Source organism: Clostridium sp. AF17-21AC (assembly GCF_003461365.1).
Taxonomy (GTDB): domain Bacteria; phylum Bacillota; class Clostridia; order Lachnospirales; family Lachnospiraceae; genus Coprococcus; species Coprococcus ammoniilyticus.
Genome location: NZ_QTWY01000004.1, coordinates 218,151 through 235,407, shown reverse-complemented (window position 1 = coordinate 235,407; position 17,257 = coordinate 218,151). Strand labels below are relative to the sequence as shown.

Below are 17,257 nucleotides of genomic sequence, written 5' to 3'. Positions count from 1 at the left end.
CAGAAAATAGAAAAAAATGCTAAACCACAGGTTTTATCCCGTGGCTCAGCATCCTTTATTTTAATTTATCGGTTTATATTTATTTGTTACATCTAACTGCTTTAGGCATTATTTAATTTTGATCTTAATAGTAGCTTTCTTACCGCTTCCATCTGTTGCAGTTGCTATGATCTTTACAGTCTTCCCTTTTCCTGCTTTCCTGGTAGTAACAACACCCTTGGAATTTACAGTTGCATACTTCTTGTTACTGCTCTTATATGTCAGCTTTTTGTTTACTTCCTTTCCAGGAGTGACAGTTGCTTTTATTGTTACCTTTTTACCGGCAGTTACTTTTGTTTTTGATGCTTTTAAGGTAATTTTCTTAACAGCTTTCTTCATGATCTTTATACGGTAGGTTGCTTTCTTTCCGCTTCCATCCTTTGCAATCGCTGTTATCGTTACCTTCTTGCCTATTCCTGCTTTCTTTACAGTTACAACGCCCTTGGAATTTACAGTTGCATATTTCTTATTGCTGCTCTTCCATTTTACTGTACGATTTGCTGCAGTCTTTGGAGTTACGGTTACTTTCAGCTTAATCTTCTTACCTGCTGCAATCTGCTTGGACATTCCTGTGATCTTGATCTTCTTCACCTTGATCTTTGTCCACTTTGCAGTTAATGTCAGATTGGCTTTAACCGGAGTATCAAACTTATATGCAGTTTTTCCTGTATACCAGCCTGCAAATTTATAACCTTTTCTTGTTGGATTTTTCGGCTTACTTACTGACTTACCTTCTTTTACCTTCTGCGCCTTAACTGCGCTTCCACCTGCTGCTTTAAATGTTACTGTATATGTCTTTATCTGTGGGGTAACCGGGGTATTATTATCTTTATTGTTGTCTTTACCGTTGTCTTTCTCTTTCAGACCTGCAACAGCATCCTCAATAGATTTTGCCATTGCATCTACTATCTTCTGCTCATACTTGCTCTTTTTACGGTCAACAGCATTAATGGCAGCCTTTACATCTTCATAATTAGAATACAGTGTTCCATCTATCTTGTCCGCTTTTGCAATAGCCGCATCAACTGCTGTATAATCTGCCGGAATATTTCTGTCATCCCATGCAAATGTAGGATGATCGATTCCTGCTACCCATTCAATGCCTGCTCCCTGCTTTGCCTGAAGTCCGGAAAGCACATCCGCAGATGTGAAATCTGACACAGCGGTTCCATCCTGCTCTTTAAGAAGCGTTGCCTGATACCGGTCATCTGCCGGCCAGTAATTGTTTTCTGCCGTACCAAGACTAAGTCCACTATAGACAACCCAGCAGGTATTGCCACCTTCATCTGCAGCAAGGTCTGCAGAAGTTACCATACAATTAGTAACACTTGCATTGTCTGAATATCCAACCATTCCACCAACTGTTGCCTGTATAGAATTAACATTGATTTTTCCAGAAAACCAACAATCTTCGACTGTAAGGCTTCCGTCTAGCATTCCTCCTGCAATACCACCCAGACAGTCAAAATACGTCATTACATCTTCTTCTTTATAACAAGTTCCCTTATAATTTCCTGTAATAGTTGCAGTCGAATAACATCCTGTAAGAGTACTATTTCTCAAGGTACATCCTGCAATGCCTCCAACATAATGCTCCAGATATGCACCACCCGAAATAGAACCGGATGTCCAGCAATTTGTAATTTTGGAATTACAAAGCCAGTCTACTAATATACCTTTTCCATATGTAGATGCATCATTGAGATCAACTATAATATCAGCATTTTCAATACCAAGATTCTTGACCTCACCATCATAGACATTTCCAAATAAGCCCTGTCTATAACAATTTTCCTTATCATCCCCCACATTCGTTTTTGGCATCAGCGAATCACGGGAATACAAATTAGAAATTACATGTCCCTGTCCGTCAAATATACCACAAAAACTATATGCTGCCTGTCTTCCACCTTTACCTTTGCCAATGGATATCCATTCACGTTTATCCAGATCAAGATCATTATCCAAATAAACAGTCTTTCCCTCAAAGGTTATAGTACCTGTGTTAATAAGCTGCGCAAGTCCGGCAAGCTGTTCTGCCGTCGTTATATGGTACTCACTCTCTGTCTCATGACCCGTGTACCAGCTTGTATCTGCTGTACCATCCCATATGTCTGTTGTTTGTCCCTCTGCTGCCAGTGCTGTTATTGAACCAAATGCCATAACAAAGCACAACACTAACAGAAGGCTTAGAAATTTTTTCTTAATGGATTGAATCCGGTCGAAGACCTTGACCGGTTGGATGTGAAACGTCAATATCGAGATGACGGCAGTATTCTATTGCCTGTATCCTGAACGATTTTCCTAATACCCCATTGAAAAACGTGCTCTTTGACAATAAATTGTCTGATTGCCATACCCTCGTTATATTGTCGTTTGGTCTGACTATATCCTATCCTACTTCTTATAGAAACAGTCAGTACCAATTCCCCATATACCACCTTTTACAAAATCAATATACCAAATTATTGATGAAAACTCATTTTTTAATTCTTACTTTTTATATTCCTACTTTATCAATAGGAAAATAGAAATATTTCTGTAGCTTTTTCTTTTAAACTGGTGTATAATCAATTCATAGAAAATTAGTATGAATTATGATCGTGTAATTTGGAGGTGTATTACATTGAAAATATCAACAAAAGGAAGATATGCATTACGGCTTATGATCTATATAGCAGCCAACTCTAATGGTAAGCCGGTCAGCATAAAGGATGTAGCAAAAAACGAGGATATCTCTGATAAATATCTGGAACAGATCATTTCTATATTAAATTCCGGCGGACTTGTCCGAAGCGTCCGTGGTCCACAGGGTGGCTACCTGTTACGAAAAGCACCGGAAGACATTACAGTCGGTGCAGTTCTTCGTCTGACAGAAGGAACGCTTGCCCCTGTTGCCTGTGTCGAAGAGGATGCGCCTGAATGTGAGCGTGAATCCATCTGCTCCACTTACAATCTGTGGAAGCAGCTCTACAGTGCGATCTGCAGCGTTGTTGACACAACCACCATCGCAGACCTCTGCAACAGCCGACCTGAAGCCGGCGACGAATACTGCATTTAGCCTTGATTTTCCAAGTGGCTGGATTGCTTATACTCTGACACATAAAAAACTAGCATAGATTTCTATTTAATGCATATGCCTTATCCGCTCATGCTCCTGTGCAAACTCGCCCTACGGGCTCAGACATGCACCCGCATTCGCTGGCAATATGCATTATATAACGAAATCTATGCTATTGTTTTGTTAGTGCCAGAGTATAACCAATTCAGCCGTTTTGTAATATCATAAGAGACAATATGGTTATATGCACATGTCTCTGCCGCAATAAAATCATCTGCGGCGACGACATGGCACAAAATCATAGGAAACTCAGTCGACTGCACTATTGATTTTTAAACGATGGGCTGTCGTGCGCTTAAAAGATATTCTTATCAATAAAAATACTTCCCTGAAGGGAGCATTCTACTTCAACTTCATGTCAACCACAAGGTTGTTTCCGGTGGCGGTGATGTTCGCATAGCTGCCGGAGATCAATGGCAGCATCGGTGCGATATGTCCAAGATCGGCATCCATGATAACCGGCACATTGTGGTGGGCGATAATATCCAGTACCGCATGATACTGGTCAAGCCCCATCATCTCCTGTCCATGCACCAGCGGGCGTCCGATCAGGAATCCCTTCACATATCGGAACCATCCCGCATGCTCCATCTGCCACATAGCACGGCGGATCGCCATCACATTCAGATCACAGGCTTCTAAGAACCAGATGAAGCCATCCTCTTTATAGTGTTCCAGAAAATCTGTTGTTTTATCAAATTTCGTTCCAAGCAGATTCACCAGACAATCCATACATCCGCCGATCAGTCTGCCTGCCATGAATACTTCATCGACAGCAGTCGATCCATGCGTCGCATCTGTTTCATACAGGTGAAGTTCCTTCTGTTCAGTGATATTATACGGTGCAAGCGGATGTTCTTCATCCTTCAGGGATTCCTTCTCATATCCACGATATCCCTGCAGGCTTTTCTTCTCACCACAAAGCAGCGCAAATGTATCTTCTATCGATGCATGCCACGGCTCCATGCCAAACGCTGCCGCACATGGGCCATAAACAGAAGCTGTATCACAGATCGTTGTCAGCAGATAGGTTAGATTCGTATTATCCGAATATCCCACAAACCATTTCGGATCTGCTTTCTTTAAGCGTTCAAAATCAATATGATCAAGAGTCTCACACATCAGCTCTCCACCGCCGCAGGATATCAGAACATCATTTTTCTTTGATGTGTACATTTCATTAATCTCCTGACCGCATTTCTCCGGCGTGTTACTGATACCGATACCACAGCCTTCATAACAATTCGGACCAAGCTCCGTCTGATAGCCCTTAGCATGGAATGTATCAAGTGCATGACCAAATGCTGTCCGATATGGTTCTATATTACAACCAAAAGATGGCGCAACAAAACCAATCGTTCCACCTTTTTCTAAAAATTTCGGATATCTCATTTTTCTCCTCCTTTTATCCTCATAAACTGGAAGTTATCGAGTTCTTTTACAACTTTCCACCTAAAACAGGAAATAATCCAAACTTATTCAAGCATCTCTATAAGAGACTCCAATGCTTCTTGTCCATCATCGCTTCCAAGTATTGAGTAGGAATCTTCATATTCATCATCTGTAGCGACGACTTGGAAAAACGGTTTTATTGTGACTCCTTTTATAATATATTCATATATTTTCTTTAAATCTTTAGTAAAACCATGCTTCTTTATAAATCTATTAAATTCCCTATTATAATCTGAATCACGAGGTTCTTCATATTCCTCTATAAATGCATCCACAGATTTTAATATATCAGCATTACAGAAATCATCTATATATCCTCTCTGTACCGCAACAATATTCATGAACTCATTTATATTGCGGGCTATGATTCCACATTCGCCCTCTGTACCGATATATCCGATCATTTCATCATCTAACACTACCCATAATCCACCTAAGCCGTCACGTGCAAACGGTTTAATATTCTTATAACTGGATTCTCCCGATCCCATAAGATCTTCAAACCACGAATCATCCTCCTCAAGATCCTTAACCCATGCCTCATCATAGATTTCAATATCACAATCGAAAAATGCATCTTTCAAGTCTTCATCATTATATATTTCTTCCAGAAAGTCTTGGACATCCTTCGGTAAATCAGTATTATTGAATTTTTCATGCCCATCTAATATATATGCAAACTCCTTATTATTTACAGATATCTCAATATCACTATACAGTTTCTTAAGATCCGTTCTCGTAGCTTCGACAACTCTTGCATCCGCAATATCATTGATTCGCATTTCTTCCATGTGTTTTCTCAGCAAAACATCTCTGACTATCGCATAATTAATCATGTCATAGCTATAATGTTTAAATATCTTTGTATAAATGTTTTTCCCCTTTTCTACTATTCTTACGACATATCCATTTTCATCCACTTCGACAAAAACCTTACCATCCTCAGGATTTTCAACATTAATGTATTCTGCTTCTATTTTATCTGCATTTGTATAATCGTGATAAAGCTTATTGACCTGTATAGGCACCCTTTCTTTTATACTATCTATTGCATCAAATCTATAGATAGTCTTTGCTTTTTCAAATAAATCTGACAGATCGGGATATTCCTTTGACAAAACATCCATATTTCTCGCAAGTGGCAATGCGCTGTTAGATTTAATACTGATTGCATAATCAACAAGCTCATTGAACAGCTTAATCGTTTCTTCCCTTCTATGCATGCTTTGCGAAATCAATGCAATCGAGTAATAATAGCCCATGATATCCGGTATAAAATCTGTGTTTTTAAAAGGATATTTCATATCCTGTAATGTATCCAGAACTACATCGACAATTGCATCATCCTCAGCGAACACCGCCATTTTCTTAAAATCTGACATAGCGCCCGGTACACGAGCATAAGACGCTAACTTTTTAACAAGCTTCCATACAGGTTCCTTCATTTCTTCAGAAGCATGTTCCATCAATGGCAATGTCATCTTCTTATGGCTATAATTCTTTATTTCATCATCGCTTGGAGTATTTTTCTTCATTTCTTTCCCTCACAAATTCCGATTTCTCAGTTTCAAAAACTGGAATTTTCACACTTCGTCAACTAATGTTTTTTCTTCTCTATAAAGCAAGGTCACAACAAATGCAATAATTATCAAAATATGTAATACAATATGATATACATCAGGAACATATCTTCCATCCACATTTATTAATTGAATGCATTCTGAAAAATAGGCAATCTTCTTGTCCATTTCTCCCATAAATCCTCTTCCAAATAAAGTATACCATTCATGACTTAAGAACTGAGTGACAAACCACCCTGCCAACCATATCAAATGTATATTCCTTCCAACATTTTTTGTAACTAACATTAAAACGAATGTAATTGTCGGAATAAGCATAAATAGCCATTCTTCCTCAAATGCACCTGTTACCAAGTATTTGTCTCCAATCTTCAATCCTATCATTGAAAGAAAATACCACAGTAAAAGAATTATATTTACAATTATTAAATGTGTTTTTTTCATAAATCATATCTCCTAGACAATTCTTAAAATTCCGATTTATCAACGTGTAACATAATTAAATCATATTAGAAATGGGATAAACTATGTACTTTTCTTCAAAATAATATAGTTATTTTTCCGTATGATACTTATATCCCCTCAATTTCTTTTTTACTCCAATTAATATAAGATAGTCACGATAACAATCACGACAATCCATCCTACCTTTTCCATTTTATGTGAACAAAACAATCTCCACACCATCGGTCTTCTAATGCTCATTTTATCATATACTGTTCAAGCATAGTCGGTGCGATATCCATGGCTACAAAAAACTCTTCTGGCAACGTGCAAAGCTCTTGGCTTATAAAATCTTCCGCATCAATATACTTATGATCATTTTCCGGATCATAACATTTCTCATGATTTGCAAAAATAACTATTCCCTCAAAACTCTTCTCAATCTCATAAACAGCATCTCCCGGTACATCATAATTTAGGATAGTGACATGTAATCTATCCTTTGCATCAAGACTGTCGGCAATATAAAATTCATCACAAAATGGCAACTTATTCTCGACAGCAAAATCAATTGTATGCTGGAGATATTCCCTTAAAATCTCTCTGTCCAGCTTATACTTAAAGCCCGAAAAAAAATTTTTCATTTTATTAAATAAACCCATATATCAAATCTGTCCCTTCATATAATTTGCTCATAATACTGGTTATACACTTAAATAATCTTTATATTCTTTATCTAAAAGTTTCTTAAATTCTTTATAATCATCCCATTTAAATGTAAAGCCACATCTTCTTCACTCAAATCTGTACCTTTTTTATTATATTGTATGCAATATCCCAATTCCATCCTTTGAATATTTCCGTTTCAAAACTCTTCGTCTTCATCGATTTCTTCATCTGGTTGAATCTCACAAACAAATTCAATATTTCTTTTACCGAATACATCTGTCAGATAAGTAATCTCTTCTTCATTCATTGTAAAAAATGACCATTCATTCTCGCTGACAGTTATTTTCTCCTGTTCTGTTGTCGTTACCTCCAAAGTGATAACGTTCATGCTTCCCTTCACTGTTTCAAACAGTCTTGTCAATCGTACCTTTGCCAGATCCAGTGCAGTCAGCTTTCCACCATATACAGATACAAGAAAGTTCTTTGTCAAATATATCCTAAAATCATTAAACCAGAGAGCTTCCGGCTGATTACATTCTTCGTCAATCTGCTCTGCCAATGGATGTCTGTATTTTTTAATCGCACGCACCTGGGTTAATACCATCGAAATTCCAATCAATATTAAGATGCCTCCGATATCCAGATTCACAAAATATCCTTCCTTGAGTATTTTTCCATAGGTAAGCTTCGTCATACATATATAAATAAATTTGTAATTGATATACTCACTTATTATTTTTTTTACGTTCTCGTCAGTCACAACTTTCGTCATGCCTTCCACTCTTGCCGTACCATTCTCTTCAACTCTCTGCTTCAAATCTGCAAACTGTTCCGGTTGCATCCCTACAATATAGCTTTCCTCTGCCGTTGTTACAAGGTAATATCCTTCATATTTATTTTCTGCCAGTTTCTCCGGTACCTGGATAATATCAATATATGCTGTCTGATTCGCAGGATTGGCTTCTTCCTGTAATACCTGTTCAAATGGTCGAACACAATCCATCTTTCTCTTTGTCTGAATCAATCCAAATGCCACCAAAAATATTCCTATCAATAAGAGAATCATTCCGATCGTCCGCCACATTTGATTGAATTTGTATTCTTCTTTTATATGCTTATTCGTATATTTCATGTCATGTATTCTCCTACACTTGATTTTTCTCTCACACATAAATGCTCTAACGCTGTTTTATTATAAAATTGTCTGATTTGTTCCCTACAAACTGAAATTTTCGAGTGTGTCGCTAAATTAGATTTTTTCATCAATTATCATTACTAAAATACTCATTTCTAAGTATGGAATAATAAACTTCATCCACAATACCTTGATTACAGGTTCCCGACTGCCTAATTATTCCTTCTTTTTTCATTCCCATTTTCTGCATTACACTTCCTGAGTTTGGATTACCTGCAGCATGCTTTGCATATACACATTTGACTTTTACTTCTTCAAAAAAGAATTTTACCAATGCCCTTCCTGCTTCTGCAGTTATACCTTTTCCCCACCATCTGCTTCCAATACCATACCCGAGCTCCACACTTTCTGTTGCCTCATCGAGACTTACTACTGATATATCTCCAACCAGTTCATGCGAATCTTTTAACTCAATTGTCCAAAAATAGAAATCCTGCTTATCATACGATTCTATCCAATCAATTAGTAATTGCTTTGTCTCGTCGACATTTTTATGCGGTTGCCAACTTAAAAACTTTGTTACATCTTTTTCTGTTACCCAGTTTTTAAACATGATTTCTGCATCATCTAATACATGTCGTTTAAGAACTAATCTATCTGTTTCTATTCTAATTGTGCCCTTATGTTCCATACGCATCCTCCACCATCAAGAAAATTCCGATTTTCCAGTTTCCAAAAAGGATTTTTCAAATTAGTCTTTGCAAATAACCTTTGAACCTTCACCATCAATTACAATTCCCTGATGGTTGTTAATAGGGCATAGATTCAAATCCGAAAACTCAGTCATTATTTTCTCGGTAACTTTCTTAAATGGTGCTGTAAGATAATGCGGAAGAACATAGAAATCAATCAAATCAAGCCCTGCATCATCTTCTTGTGAGTAGTCCTCCGGCTTTTCATCCATTTGCTCGATATATTGGATGCTTGGAGCGCATATAATTGCGCCTGCCGACTCGCCGATCATCAATTTTCCATTTGCCAATTCCTTTTTTAGCAACCCATCAGTTCTTGTTTTACGGAGTTGGTCCATAAGAAAGAAAGAATTTCCGCCGGTAAAATATATCACATCTGCATCTTCAAAAACAGACTGTATCGTTGAATAAGCCTCCGTTGAAATATCAATTTCAGTTACGATTGCTCCCAACTTTTTGAATAATTTTCGAGCCGAGCCGACATAACCGGTGTAGCCTTCACGCAACGAAGCTGTTGGAATAAATGCGACTTTCTTATTTTCAATTTCTTCCTTTATCAGACTTCCTACACTTGAAAAGTGCGAACATAAAAATAGTTTCATCAATATTCTCCTTTATAAATCCCGATTTTAATGTCTCTATTATACCATAATGATACTATTATAAAAAAGCAAAAAGAGCTCCTTCGAGCTCTTTTGGGTCAGTTCTGCAAACTTGAAGTTATAAAATCACAGTCCAAAACAGGGCACATCTTTTAACTGCAATACTTTATTCGTGAATTTCCAATGGTAGATTGTCAGGGTCATAAAAGAATGTCATTCTTTTACCTGTGTAAATATCAAGTCTAATCGGCTCAGTTATGATGCCCCTTTTATTCAATTCTCTTACGGTATTATCGACCGAGTCTACAGCAAAGGCAAGATGCCGGAGACCGTAAGCTTCTGGATAACTGGGGCGCTTCGGACAATTTTTAATAATAAAAAGTTCTAATTCCATCTCATCGAGTTGAAGATCAATTTTGTAATCATCACGTTCTGGTCTGTAATTTTCTCGAATAATAGAAAAACCTAATAGATCCACATAAAAATGCTTTGATTGCTCATAGTTGCTCCCAATAATGGCAATATGATGAACTTTTTTCAAATTCATGGTGTATTTACCTCTTTCCTACTTTGTTTGAATACATGAAATATAATATCATAAGAACGCATCTAATCAAACTTAAATACATTAAGCCCTGTTTCTTCATCATAAACTCTGTCAACTTTTCCATCAATGACCGTAATTACCATCTCACAGGTTGCACTCACGACAGCTCTGTTCAGATGCCCTCCAAACACTTCACCTTTCTCATTTCCGACACTCATATGAAGATGCGCATAATATTCTCCATCCATTGTATTGATCGTACCTGTCAGTGATGTAATTTCATAATACCCTTTAAAACTGTTTGAGTAATATTTCTTCTCATCTGTCTTATATACTCCGATTGTAAAATCATTGTTTTGTTTCTCCCTTCTGGAATTTCTATTTGTGTTGCCATGTCATTACATAATCTTTTTCTCCGGTAGCCTCATCTAAGCCACTATGCTGAATCTCAAATCCTTCTCTCTTATAAAAGGATATTGCCCGTGCGTTCTTTTGGTATACGTTCAAGAACAACTTATTTCTTTTATCCTTTGCATAATTCAGCAGAATTTTACCTATACCCTGCGATTGCATTTCACCAGAAACAAAAATGCCCTCAACATATTCATCATTTAACCCTATAAAGCCCTGTATTTCTGTATCATACTCATACACATAAATCTCTGCTTGTGACAGTGCTTCTTTTACTGATTTGAAATTGCCTTTCCAGTATTCGGCGGGGATAAAATTATGTGCCTTTATATTTGTACCCAACCATATATCCGCAACTTTATTTATATCATCCCTTTGAAATTCTCTAATCATAACGGTGGCTCTCCATAAACTTGAAGTTATTGCTCTCTTTATTGTAAAAAAACAACCATTTCATAATCTGACAAAATTTTTCTAAAAATAAAACAAATCTTCAAATTTCTTTTCCAAAGCAAAACACAATAATAATGCTAGCTTTGCAGTAGGGTTAAATTGTCCCGTCTCAATCGAACTAATTGTATTACGAGATACACCTACCAAATCAGCCAATGCAGCCTGTGATAATTTTTTTTCAGTTCGAGCTTCTTTAATATTATTTTTCAATTCAAGTGAATCATTCATAATTAATGCCCCATGCAAAATCTAACAATTGCCATAATCGCTGTTGCAAACATAATAACTGATATAACCAAATGTTCTTTATTCCGTGTTTTAATAAATCGATATGTCATTGCTGCACACACCGAACCACTAACAGTTGCACATAAGTCCATCATAGGTAAACCTTGTTCTGATCGAATAAAGGAAAATACAGATGCCATAATCACCATAACAATATATGACCACATCATAGACTTATCTTTTACTTGAAGTTCTCTTTCATCCAATTTTTCATCCTGTGCTCTTTTTAAAATTTCTTTTCTTTCCATAATCCAATCTCCTTTGCCAAGTTTTATTTGCAACAAAAGCATAACATTGCCAAGTACACTTGTCAAGTTTTTGTCAAGTTTTATTTGCAATAAAAGGTAGACTTTATCAAGTCTACCATGATATTTTTTCCTCTGGATTAGACTCAGCAATCATCAATGTTATCGCTACCAATGCACCATCACTTATCCTTTTCTGTCCCTTTTTATAAAGTGCATTATTTCCAGCTAAAAATTTGAATTAACACGATATCCTACTGAAAGTATCATGTTAAGATTATATATCTTGGGTTTTCTTCCTCCAGAACTTTTATTGGAAAAACCGACAGAAGTCTCATCTAATTCTCCTGAAGAAAGAATATTGGAAATATGCTCACTCACTGTAGCACGCTTAACATCAAATAATTAATCGCATCTTCAACAGTCATACATGGAGCATACTCCTACAACTTAAAACTTACTGCACTTTTTCACTAAGTTTTAATTCCTTATAGTTGCATATCAAACTCCGAAAAAATAAAGACGACCAGTCTTATCATAAAACCAATCATCTTTATTTATTCGTATATTGTATTTTGTATCTCATCCTTTGGACAAAATCGAATCATTTCTACGTTCTCTCTAAACCGGAAGTTTACGGTCTACCACTATTAGTTCATAAAAATATGCATCAGAAATCCGATTAATACGCAAACAACAAATGTTATCAGTGCACTACCTATAACTAAAAAAATCTTCTGATATGGGCGTTTACCTATTTCTCTCTGCTTTTGTATATCATCCAATAGTTTCCCCTCAGAAAATGCAACAATTTCTTTATAGGTTTGAACATCATTATCTTTTTTTACCTTTTCAACCTGAAAGGCAAAGTACATAGAGAGTGCCCAAATGATTCCCCAAGGGATGAATGCCCAAACGCCAAGCCACATAAATAGCGGAACTGCCGAAACTGCAGTGACAATCAGCATTTTAGTGTAGATTTTTCCATAGCGGTTCATTTTCCCAATTTGAGATTGTTTGTCTTGAAACATAAACTCGATCGGCTAACTTCTCTTGGGATAATTGTACTTCCTGACGATGTTTTTTTATTTGTTTTCCGAGTTCCATCTCTTCACCTCCTGGTATACTCATACTAATCAAAAAGTCATATTTTCGCTATCAAAGGACATTGACATCAAGGTTTTTAGCGTGTCAAAAGTCTTTTACATTCCAGGTCGGCGATATAGCAAGTTCTTTGTCCTCACTTTTCGGATTCACAACCCCCTATAAAAACGCCAATATTCTCTCCACTACAAACACTGTCACACAGGCGGCAGCCGCTACAACTACCAGCCCTTTTTCACGGATACCAAGGATAACCGCTACGACAAATCCTGCAATCGCACTGATAACACTTTCCGTACTGTAGAAAATCGCCGGAAGGGTAAGTGCCGTCAGGCAGGCATATGGCACATAGTATAAAAACGAACTTAAAAACCGATTCTCTATCTTTTTTCTGAATAACACCAATGGCACTGCACGGATCAGATATGTGACAACCGCCATTGCGATAATATATGTATATATACTCATCTCTATTCTTCTCCTTTTTTCTTAACCGGTGCAACGATCGCACCGATTGCTGCTGCCGCTACTGTACATATAACGATCGATATTCCGGTCGAGATAAAGTGGAATATCGGAACATAATATAAAAGGATACTGAACAAAGCTGCAACGCATACCACAAATAACACAGATTTTGACTTCTTGGCAACCGGAACAACGATTGCCACGAACATGCCATAAAGTGCAAGACTGAGTGCGCTGCACACAGACTTTGGAAGCAGCCCGCTGGCTACTGCTCCGGCAAATGTACCACCGCCCCAGCCAAGGATCGGAAGGATCTGAAGTCCTAACATATACGGAAAGGTCACTTCTTTGAAATATCCCATTGCAACTGCAAAGATCTCATCTGTATTTGCAAATGCGATGATCAGACGCTTCCAGATGCCTACATCGTCAGCTAACTTCTGCGTAAGTGAAAGACTCATCAGACCATATCTCAGATTGATAATAAGCTGGGTAAGGATCACCTCAAGGATCGTTCCCCCGGCAATGATGATCTGAAGTCCGGCAAACTGACCGGCACTTGTAACATTTGTAACGCTGGTAAGAACTGCCTGAAAGACACTGAGTCCGCCTTTGATCGCAAGAATACCAAAACTAAAACTAACTGCAAAATACCCCAGGGCGATCGGGATTCCATCCTTCAGCCCGTTTCTAAATTCATTCATTTGTACTACTTACTCCATATTACTTTTTTTCATAATCAACCTGCATCAGGCACAAGCCCTGTGGTGGTGCGGTCGGCCCTGCGAGCTGTCTGCACCGGCCTGTAAGCACCTCTTCCATGTATGCCGGTTCCATTCTGCCTGCCCCGACCTCTACCAGAGTACCGGTCAGGATACGAACCATATTCTGTAAGAATCCGGCTCCGTGGAAATCAAGAATCACATAATCGCCATCTTCCTTAATATCGATCGCAAATAACTTCCGAACCGTCGATTTCTTCATCTGCTTATTGCCACAGAAGCTCTTGAAATCATGTTCACCGACCAGATAAGCTGCTGCCTTTCGCATCCGTTCACAGTCGATCGTCTCACCCTCATCCAGAGTCCAGACGTATTTCCGGTCAAATACCGGCTTCAGCCTGCCACAATAGATCGTGTAACGGTAGTGCTTGCCCTTTGCATTAAATCTTGCATGAAACCGTTCTGCTGCCGGAGTAACCTCCAAAATGCAGATATCATCCGGCAGATAATGATTCATATAATCTCGGATCTCCTCCGGTGTCTTATCTGTCGGAACCGGGCCGCTTGCGACCATTGCCCTTGCATGCACACCTGCATCGGTTCTTCCCGCTCCGTTGATCCGTACTTCTTCGCCTGCCATCAGGGAAAGCACTGATTCGATCTTTCCCTGTACGGTCACAACGTCTTTTTTATGTTCCCACCCATGATATCTCGTTCCATCATAGGCGATCAGAAATCTGTAATTCTGCATAATCGTTTCCTTTTCTACACGGCGTTTATATCCTTGATCGTGCCATTCTCATAATCTCTCGCATTGTCCAGTGTGGTACGGCTGATTGCTTCCAGTGCTTCTTCCGTCAGGAAGCCCTGATGGGAGGTTACGATGACATTCGGGAATGACAGCAGTCTTGCCGTGATCGAGGATTCCAGAATATCATCCTCACGATTCTCAAATACATTATTTGTTTCTTCCTCATACACATCCAGACCGATACCGAAGAATTTCTTATTTCGATTTCCCGTGATCAGATCCTCCGTCTTGATCAGGGCGCCTCTCGATGTATTTACAAGGATCACATTATCCTTCATCTTATTGATCGTCTCTGTGCAGATCATATGGTACGAATCATCTGTCAGCGGACAGTGAAGGGAGATCAGATCACTGGTCGATAACAGCGTATCCAGATCCACATACTCTACAAAATCCAGGGATGGATTCCGGTACATATCATATGCCTGAACCTTCATACCAAATCCATGACAAATCCGGCACATAGCCGCTCCGATCTTACCGGTTCCGATGATACCCGCGGTCTTGCCATAGAAGTTCATACCTGTAAGACCTACCAGACTGAAATTATTCTCACGAACCTTGATATAGCTCTTATGGATTCTTCTGGTAACCGCAAGTGCCAATGCCATCGCATGCTCTGCAACCGCCTCCGGTGAATAACCCGGAACACGGAGCACCGTAATACCACAACGGTTTGCTGCATCCAGATCTACATTATTGAATCCGGCACAGCGCATTAACACTAATTTTACACCATTTACAGCCAGACACTCAACTACTTTTTCACTGACATCGGAACTTACAAATGCACAGATCGCATCATATCCTTTTGCAAGAGCTGCTGTTCTCGGCGAAAGGTCTGCTTCTAAAAACTCTACCTCCAGATCTGAATATTCCGGTAATATCTTTTCAAATGAATCTCTGTCATATTTCTTCGTATCATAAAATAAAATCTTCATATTCCATATCCTCCTATCATATCCTGCTGCCAGACATCAGTAAAAGCATCGTATACTGCCATATTTTCGCTTATTTTTCGGTATGCCTGTACTATTCTATATTTCTGCAACTATTATTTACATTTCATTGCCATTTTATCACAACATCCATGTATTTACACAAATAAAATTATCTATTACAAATCGTTTCTCATCACCCAACACTCTTTACAGATAAAAAGAGATCATCCTGTATCTTTTACCGATACAAAACAATCTCTTTTCTCACAGGAATTGTCTTCTGATTCTTTCAATCCTTCTGATCATTCCTGTTCATATTATTTATTACTTATTGTTTTTTGTAGTTGTCGTAATTTTCTTGTCACTGCTTTTTTTCGTTTTCTTTTTGTCCTTCTTTTTATCCTTTTTCCCGGCCGATTGTTTATTTATTTTTTCGGCCTCAACGGTTGTCTGAGTCTGTTCGCCATTCTCATCTACCGTAATAACAGTTGCAGGATTCTTCATATACTTTTTGTATACCTTATACTGTTTATTCCAGTCAGTATACCGGGAATCTTTTTTCTTATTTTCAAATGAATAATGTTTTGAAATATATTTTCCTATCTCTCTTGTTACTTTTCTTGCACCGTAACAGTTCAGATGTTTTCCGCCATCTCTGGTATCTGTTCCCCAGTTGATCTTATTTTTGCCCTTTACCGTATTCAGATCAAGGAATGGGATTCCTAATTTCTTCGCATACTGTGTCATACCATTATGTTTTTTATAATTCCATGAGCTTGCTGTCGGCATCTCAACAAACATAACTTCAACATTGTTTTCTTTGCAGATATCCAGGAACATCTTAAGAAAAATTCTGGAAGACTTCGGTACCGGTTCAATATCCTTTGTCTCTACCATCTTATCTTCACCTGTATAAGCCATAACCGTTCTGCTCAGATACTGACCTCTTGTACTGGAACGATAAGTATATGATTTTTTCTTAAAGCTGTCCTTAAGTGCCAGTGTTTTCCACCTGTCATGATACTTCATGATCGGAATATATTTATAGATCAGGGATTTGACATTTCCCTCTACTCTGGATACCTGTGTCTTACCTTGCCACAACAGATCCACATCCAAAACAACCAGCTTCGGTTTCTGGCAGGTCAGTACTTCCTGAAGGACATTGACTGTCTCTGCAATATTCTGCGCTCCCTCCGCCGCAACATAGGTTGGAATTCCATAGTTCTTCCACATCATCATTGGAGAGTAGGCACTGTATGCGTTACTGTTTCCCATGACAACAACATCCAGCGAATTTCTCGGTTCTCCATAGAAGCCTCTGGCATTTGGATTTGACAAACCACCTTCCGGGTCACTGGTCTTCGGATAGAATACAACCGACAGAACTCCCATCAGTACACAGAAAATGATGAAAAACAGGATACATTTTATTATATTTTTTGTTTTGTCTTTTTTCATATCGTTCACCAT

21 protein-coding genes are annotated in these 17,257 nt (G+C 38.2%); 1 reads left to right on the top strand and 20 read right to left on the bottom strand.

All coding sequences use genetic code 11. The annotated features are described in order from the left end of the window. Positions 1-108: 108 nt before the first annotated feature. Positions 109-2,202, bottom strand: coding sequence for an Ig-like domain-containing protein (locus DWW85_RS07965; RefSeq protein WP_021944775.1), 2,094 nt, complete (start codon positions 2,200-2,202; stop codon positions 109-111). A 463-nt stretch (positions 2,203-2,665) separates the two neighbouring features. On the opposite strand from DWW85_RS07965, the gene DWW85_RS07960 reads away from it, so the two are divergent. Continuing rightward, positions 2,666-3,100 carry an Rrf2 family transcriptional regulator gene (locus DWW85_RS07960; RefSeq protein WP_021944774.1) on the top strand — a complete coding sequence of 145 codons (435 nt, stop codon included), beginning with the start codon at positions 2,666-2,668 and terminating at the stop codon, positions 3,098-3,100. Positions 3,101-3,502: 402 nt separating this feature from the next. On the opposite strand, the gene DWW85_RS07955 is transcribed toward DWW85_RS07960, so the two are convergent. The 19 genes from DWW85_RS07955 to DWW85_RS07865 form a co-directional block, all read right to left on the bottom strand. Beyond that, complete coding sequence (locus tag DWW85_RS07955) at positions 3,503-4,552, bottom strand: S66 peptidase family protein (RefSeq protein WP_117808276.1); 1,050 nt, start codon at positions 4,550-4,552, stop codon at positions 3,503-3,505. Between the two features lie 83 nt (positions 4,553-4,635). Beyond that, entirely contained in the window at positions 4,636-6,147 is a 1,512-nt protein-coding gene (locus DWW85_RS07950) for an SMI1/KNR4 family protein (protein ID WP_117551463.1), read from the bottom strand. 48 nt (positions 6,148-6,195) lie between these two features. Then, entirely contained in the window at positions 6,196-6,636 is a 441-nt protein-coding gene (locus DWW85_RS07945) for a hypothetical protein (protein WP_015534084.1), read from the bottom strand. A 257-nt stretch (positions 6,637-6,893) separates the two neighbouring features. Continuing rightward, positions 6,894-7,298: a hypothetical protein gene (locus tag DWW85_RS07940; protein WP_015534085.1), complete on the bottom strand. Its 405-nt coding sequence runs from the start codon at positions 7,296-7,298 to the stop codon at positions 6,894-6,896. Positions 7,299-7,501: 203 nt separating this feature from the next. Further along, entirely contained in the window at positions 7,502-8,437 is a 936-nt protein-coding gene (locus tag DWW85_RS07935) for a hypothetical protein (RefSeq protein ID WP_055145659.1), read from the bottom strand. Between the two features lie 130 nt (positions 8,438-8,567). Next, the gene (locus DWW85_RS07930; RefSeq protein ID WP_117808275.1) at positions 8,568-9,131 is read right to left on the bottom strand and encodes a GNAT family N-acetyltransferase; all 564 of its coding nucleotides are present in this window, start codon (positions 9,129-9,131) and stop codon (positions 8,568-8,570) included. 60 nt (positions 9,132-9,191) lie between these two features. Next, positions 9,192-9,794 carry a Type 1 glutamine amidotransferase-like domain-containing protein gene (locus DWW85_RS07925; RefSeq protein WP_015534087.1) on the bottom strand — a complete coding sequence of 201 codons (603 nt, stop codon included), beginning with the start codon at positions 9,792-9,794 and terminating at the stop codon, positions 9,192-9,194. Between the two features lie 166 nt (positions 9,795-9,960). After that, positions 9,961-10,341, bottom strand: a complete 381-nt coding sequence (locus DWW85_RS07920; protein ID WP_008402179.1) for a VOC family protein — start codon at positions 10,339-10,341, stop codon at positions 9,961-9,963. Positions 10,342-10,403: 62 nt separating this feature from the next. After that, positions 10,404-10,682, bottom strand: coding sequence for a PPC domain-containing DNA-binding protein (locus tag DWW85_RS07915; protein WP_330584435.1), 279 nt, complete (start codon positions 10,680-10,682; stop codon positions 10,404-10,406). A gap of 37 nt (positions 10,683-10,719) precedes the next feature. Further along, a complete protein-coding gene (locus tag DWW85_RS07910) occupies positions 10,720-11,145 on the bottom strand; it encodes an N-acetyltransferase (protein ID WP_117785785.1) in 426 nt (141 codons plus the stop codon). An 81-nt stretch (positions 11,146-11,226) separates the two neighbouring features. Continuing rightward, positions 11,227-11,433 (bottom strand): helix-turn-helix transcriptional regulator, encoded by a 207-nt coding sequence (locus DWW85_RS07905; protein ID WP_117808274.1) that lies wholly within the window; start codon positions 11,431-11,433, stop codon positions 11,227-11,229. Positions 11,434-11,435: 2 nt separating this feature from the next. Then, a complete protein-coding gene (locus DWW85_RS07900) occupies positions 11,436-11,741 on the bottom strand; it encodes a DUF6442 family protein (protein ID WP_147340238.1) in 306 nt (101 codons plus the stop codon). Positions 11,742-12,388: 647 nt separating this feature from the next. Next, on the bottom strand, positions 12,389-12,769 hold the full coding sequence (locus tag DWW85_RS07890) for a hypothetical protein (RefSeq protein ID WP_347465154.1): 381 nt from the start codon (positions 12,767-12,769) through the stop codon (positions 12,389-12,391). After that, a complete protein-coding gene (locus tag DWW85_RS13110; RefSeq protein WP_243175725.1) occupies positions 12,708-12,845 on the bottom strand; it encodes a helix-turn-helix transcriptional regulator in 138 nt (45 codons plus the stop codon). The genes DWW85_RS07890 and DWW85_RS13110 overlap by 62 nt, the downstream gene beginning before the upstream one ends. A gap of 156 nt (positions 12,846-13,001) precedes the next feature. After that, positions 13,002-13,310: an AzlD domain-containing protein gene (locus DWW85_RS07885; protein WP_117808272.1), complete on the bottom strand. Its 309-nt coding sequence runs from the start codon at positions 13,308-13,310 to the stop codon at positions 13,002-13,004. Positions 13,311-13,312: 2 nt separating this feature from the next. Next, complete coding sequence (locus DWW85_RS07880) at positions 13,313-14,014, bottom strand: AzlC family ABC transporter permease (protein ID WP_117808271.1); 702 nt, start codon at positions 14,012-14,014, stop codon at positions 13,313-13,315. 19 nt (positions 14,015-14,033) lie between these two features. Next, positions 14,034-14,783, bottom strand: coding sequence for a tRNA pseudouridine(38-40) synthase TruA (gene truA / locus DWW85_RS07875; RefSeq protein ID WP_117808270.1), 750 nt, complete (start codon positions 14,781-14,783; stop codon positions 14,034-14,036). Between the two features lie 14 nt (positions 14,784-14,797). Next, positions 14,798-15,784 carry a 2-hydroxyacid dehydrogenase gene (locus DWW85_RS07870; protein WP_117785778.1) on the bottom strand — a complete coding sequence of 329 codons (987 nt, stop codon included), beginning with the start codon at positions 15,782-15,784 and terminating at the stop codon, positions 14,798-14,800. A gap of 324 nt (positions 15,785-16,108) precedes the next feature. Continuing rightward, positions 16,109-17,245, bottom strand: a complete 1,137-nt coding sequence (locus DWW85_RS07865) for an SGNH/GDSL hydrolase family protein (RefSeq protein ID WP_242996097.1) — start codon at positions 17,243-17,245, stop codon at positions 16,109-16,111. Between the last annotated feature and the right edge of the window lie 12 nt (positions 17,246-17,257).

What these genes read in the sequence shown, in the direction of transcription:
- DWW85_RS07905 (WP_117808274.1), bottom strand. Translation starts at nt 11,433, where the DNA reads ATGAATGATTCACTTGAATTGAAAAATAATATTAAAGAAGCTCGAACT.
- DWW85_RS07885 (WP_117808272.1), bottom strand. Translation starts at nt 13,310, where the DNA reads ATGAGTATATATACATATATTATCGCAATGGCGGTTGTCACATATCTG.
- DWW85_RS07945 (WP_015534084.1), bottom strand. Translation starts at nt 6,636, where the DNA reads ATGAAAAAAACACATTTAATAATTGTAAATATAATTCTTTTACTGTGG.
- DWW85_RS07930 (WP_117808275.1), bottom strand. Translation starts at nt 9,131, where the DNA reads ATGGAACATAAGGGCACAATTAGAATAGAAACAGATAGATTAGTTCTT.
- DWW85_RS07910 (WP_117785785.1), bottom strand. Translation starts at nt 11,145, where the DNA reads ATGATTAGAGAATTTCAAAGGGATGATATAAATAAAGTTGCGGATATA.
- DWW85_RS07925 (WP_015534087.1), bottom strand. Translation starts at nt 9,794, where the DNA reads ATGAAACTATTTTTATGTTCGCACTTTTCAAGTGTAGGAAGTCTGATA.
- DWW85_RS07950 (WP_117551463.1), bottom strand. Translation starts at nt 6,147, where the DNA reads ATGAAGAAAAATACTCCAAGCGATGATGAAATAAAGAATTATAGCCAT.
- DWW85_RS07955 (WP_117808276.1), bottom strand. Translation starts at nt 4,552, where the DNA reads ATGAGATATCCGAAATTTTTAGAAAAAGGTGGAACGATTGGTTTTGTT.
- DWW85_RS07900 (WP_147340238.1), bottom strand. Translation starts at nt 11,741, where the DNA reads ATGGAAAGAAAAGAAATTTTAAAAAGAGCACAGGATGAAAAATTGGAT.
- truA (WP_117808270.1), bottom strand. Translation starts at nt 14,783, where the DNA reads ATGCAGAATTACAGATTTCTGATCGCCTATGATGGAACGAGATATCAT.
- DWW85_RS07865 (WP_242996097.1), bottom strand. Translation starts at nt 17,245, where the DNA reads ATGAAAAAAGACAAAACAAAAAATATAATAAAATGTATCCTGTTTTTC.
- DWW85_RS07920 (WP_008402179.1), bottom strand. Translation starts at nt 10,341, where the DNA reads ATGAATTTGAAAAAAGTTCATCATATTGCCATTATTGGGAGCAACTAT.
- DWW85_RS07935 (WP_055145659.1), bottom strand. Translation starts at nt 8,437, where the DNA reads ATGAAATATACGAATAAGCATATAAAAGAAGAATACAAATTCAATCAA.
- DWW85_RS07880 (WP_117808271.1), bottom strand. Translation starts at nt 14,014, where the DNA reads ATGAATGAATTTAGAAACGGGCTGAAGGATGGAATCCCGATCGCCCTG.
- DWW85_RS07890 (WP_347465154.1), bottom strand. Translation starts at nt 12,769, where the DNA reads ATGTTTCAAGACAAACAATCTCAAATTGGGAAAATGAACCGCTATGGA.
- DWW85_RS07965 (WP_021944775.1), bottom strand. Translation starts at nt 2,202, where the DNA reads ATGGCATTTGGTTCAATAACAGCACTGGCAGCAGAGGGACAAACAACA.
- DWW85_RS07940 (WP_015534085.1), bottom strand. Translation starts at nt 7,298, where the DNA reads ATGGGTTTATTTAATAAAATGAAAAATTTTTTTTCGGGCTTTAAGTAT.
- DWW85_RS07870 (WP_117785778.1), bottom strand. Translation starts at nt 15,784, where the DNA reads ATGAAGATTTTATTTTATGATACGAAGAAATATGACAGAGATTCATTT.
- DWW85_RS13110 (WP_243175725.1), bottom strand. Translation starts at nt 12,845, where the DNA reads ATGGAACTCGGAAAACAAATAAAAAAACATCGTCAGGAAGTACAATTA.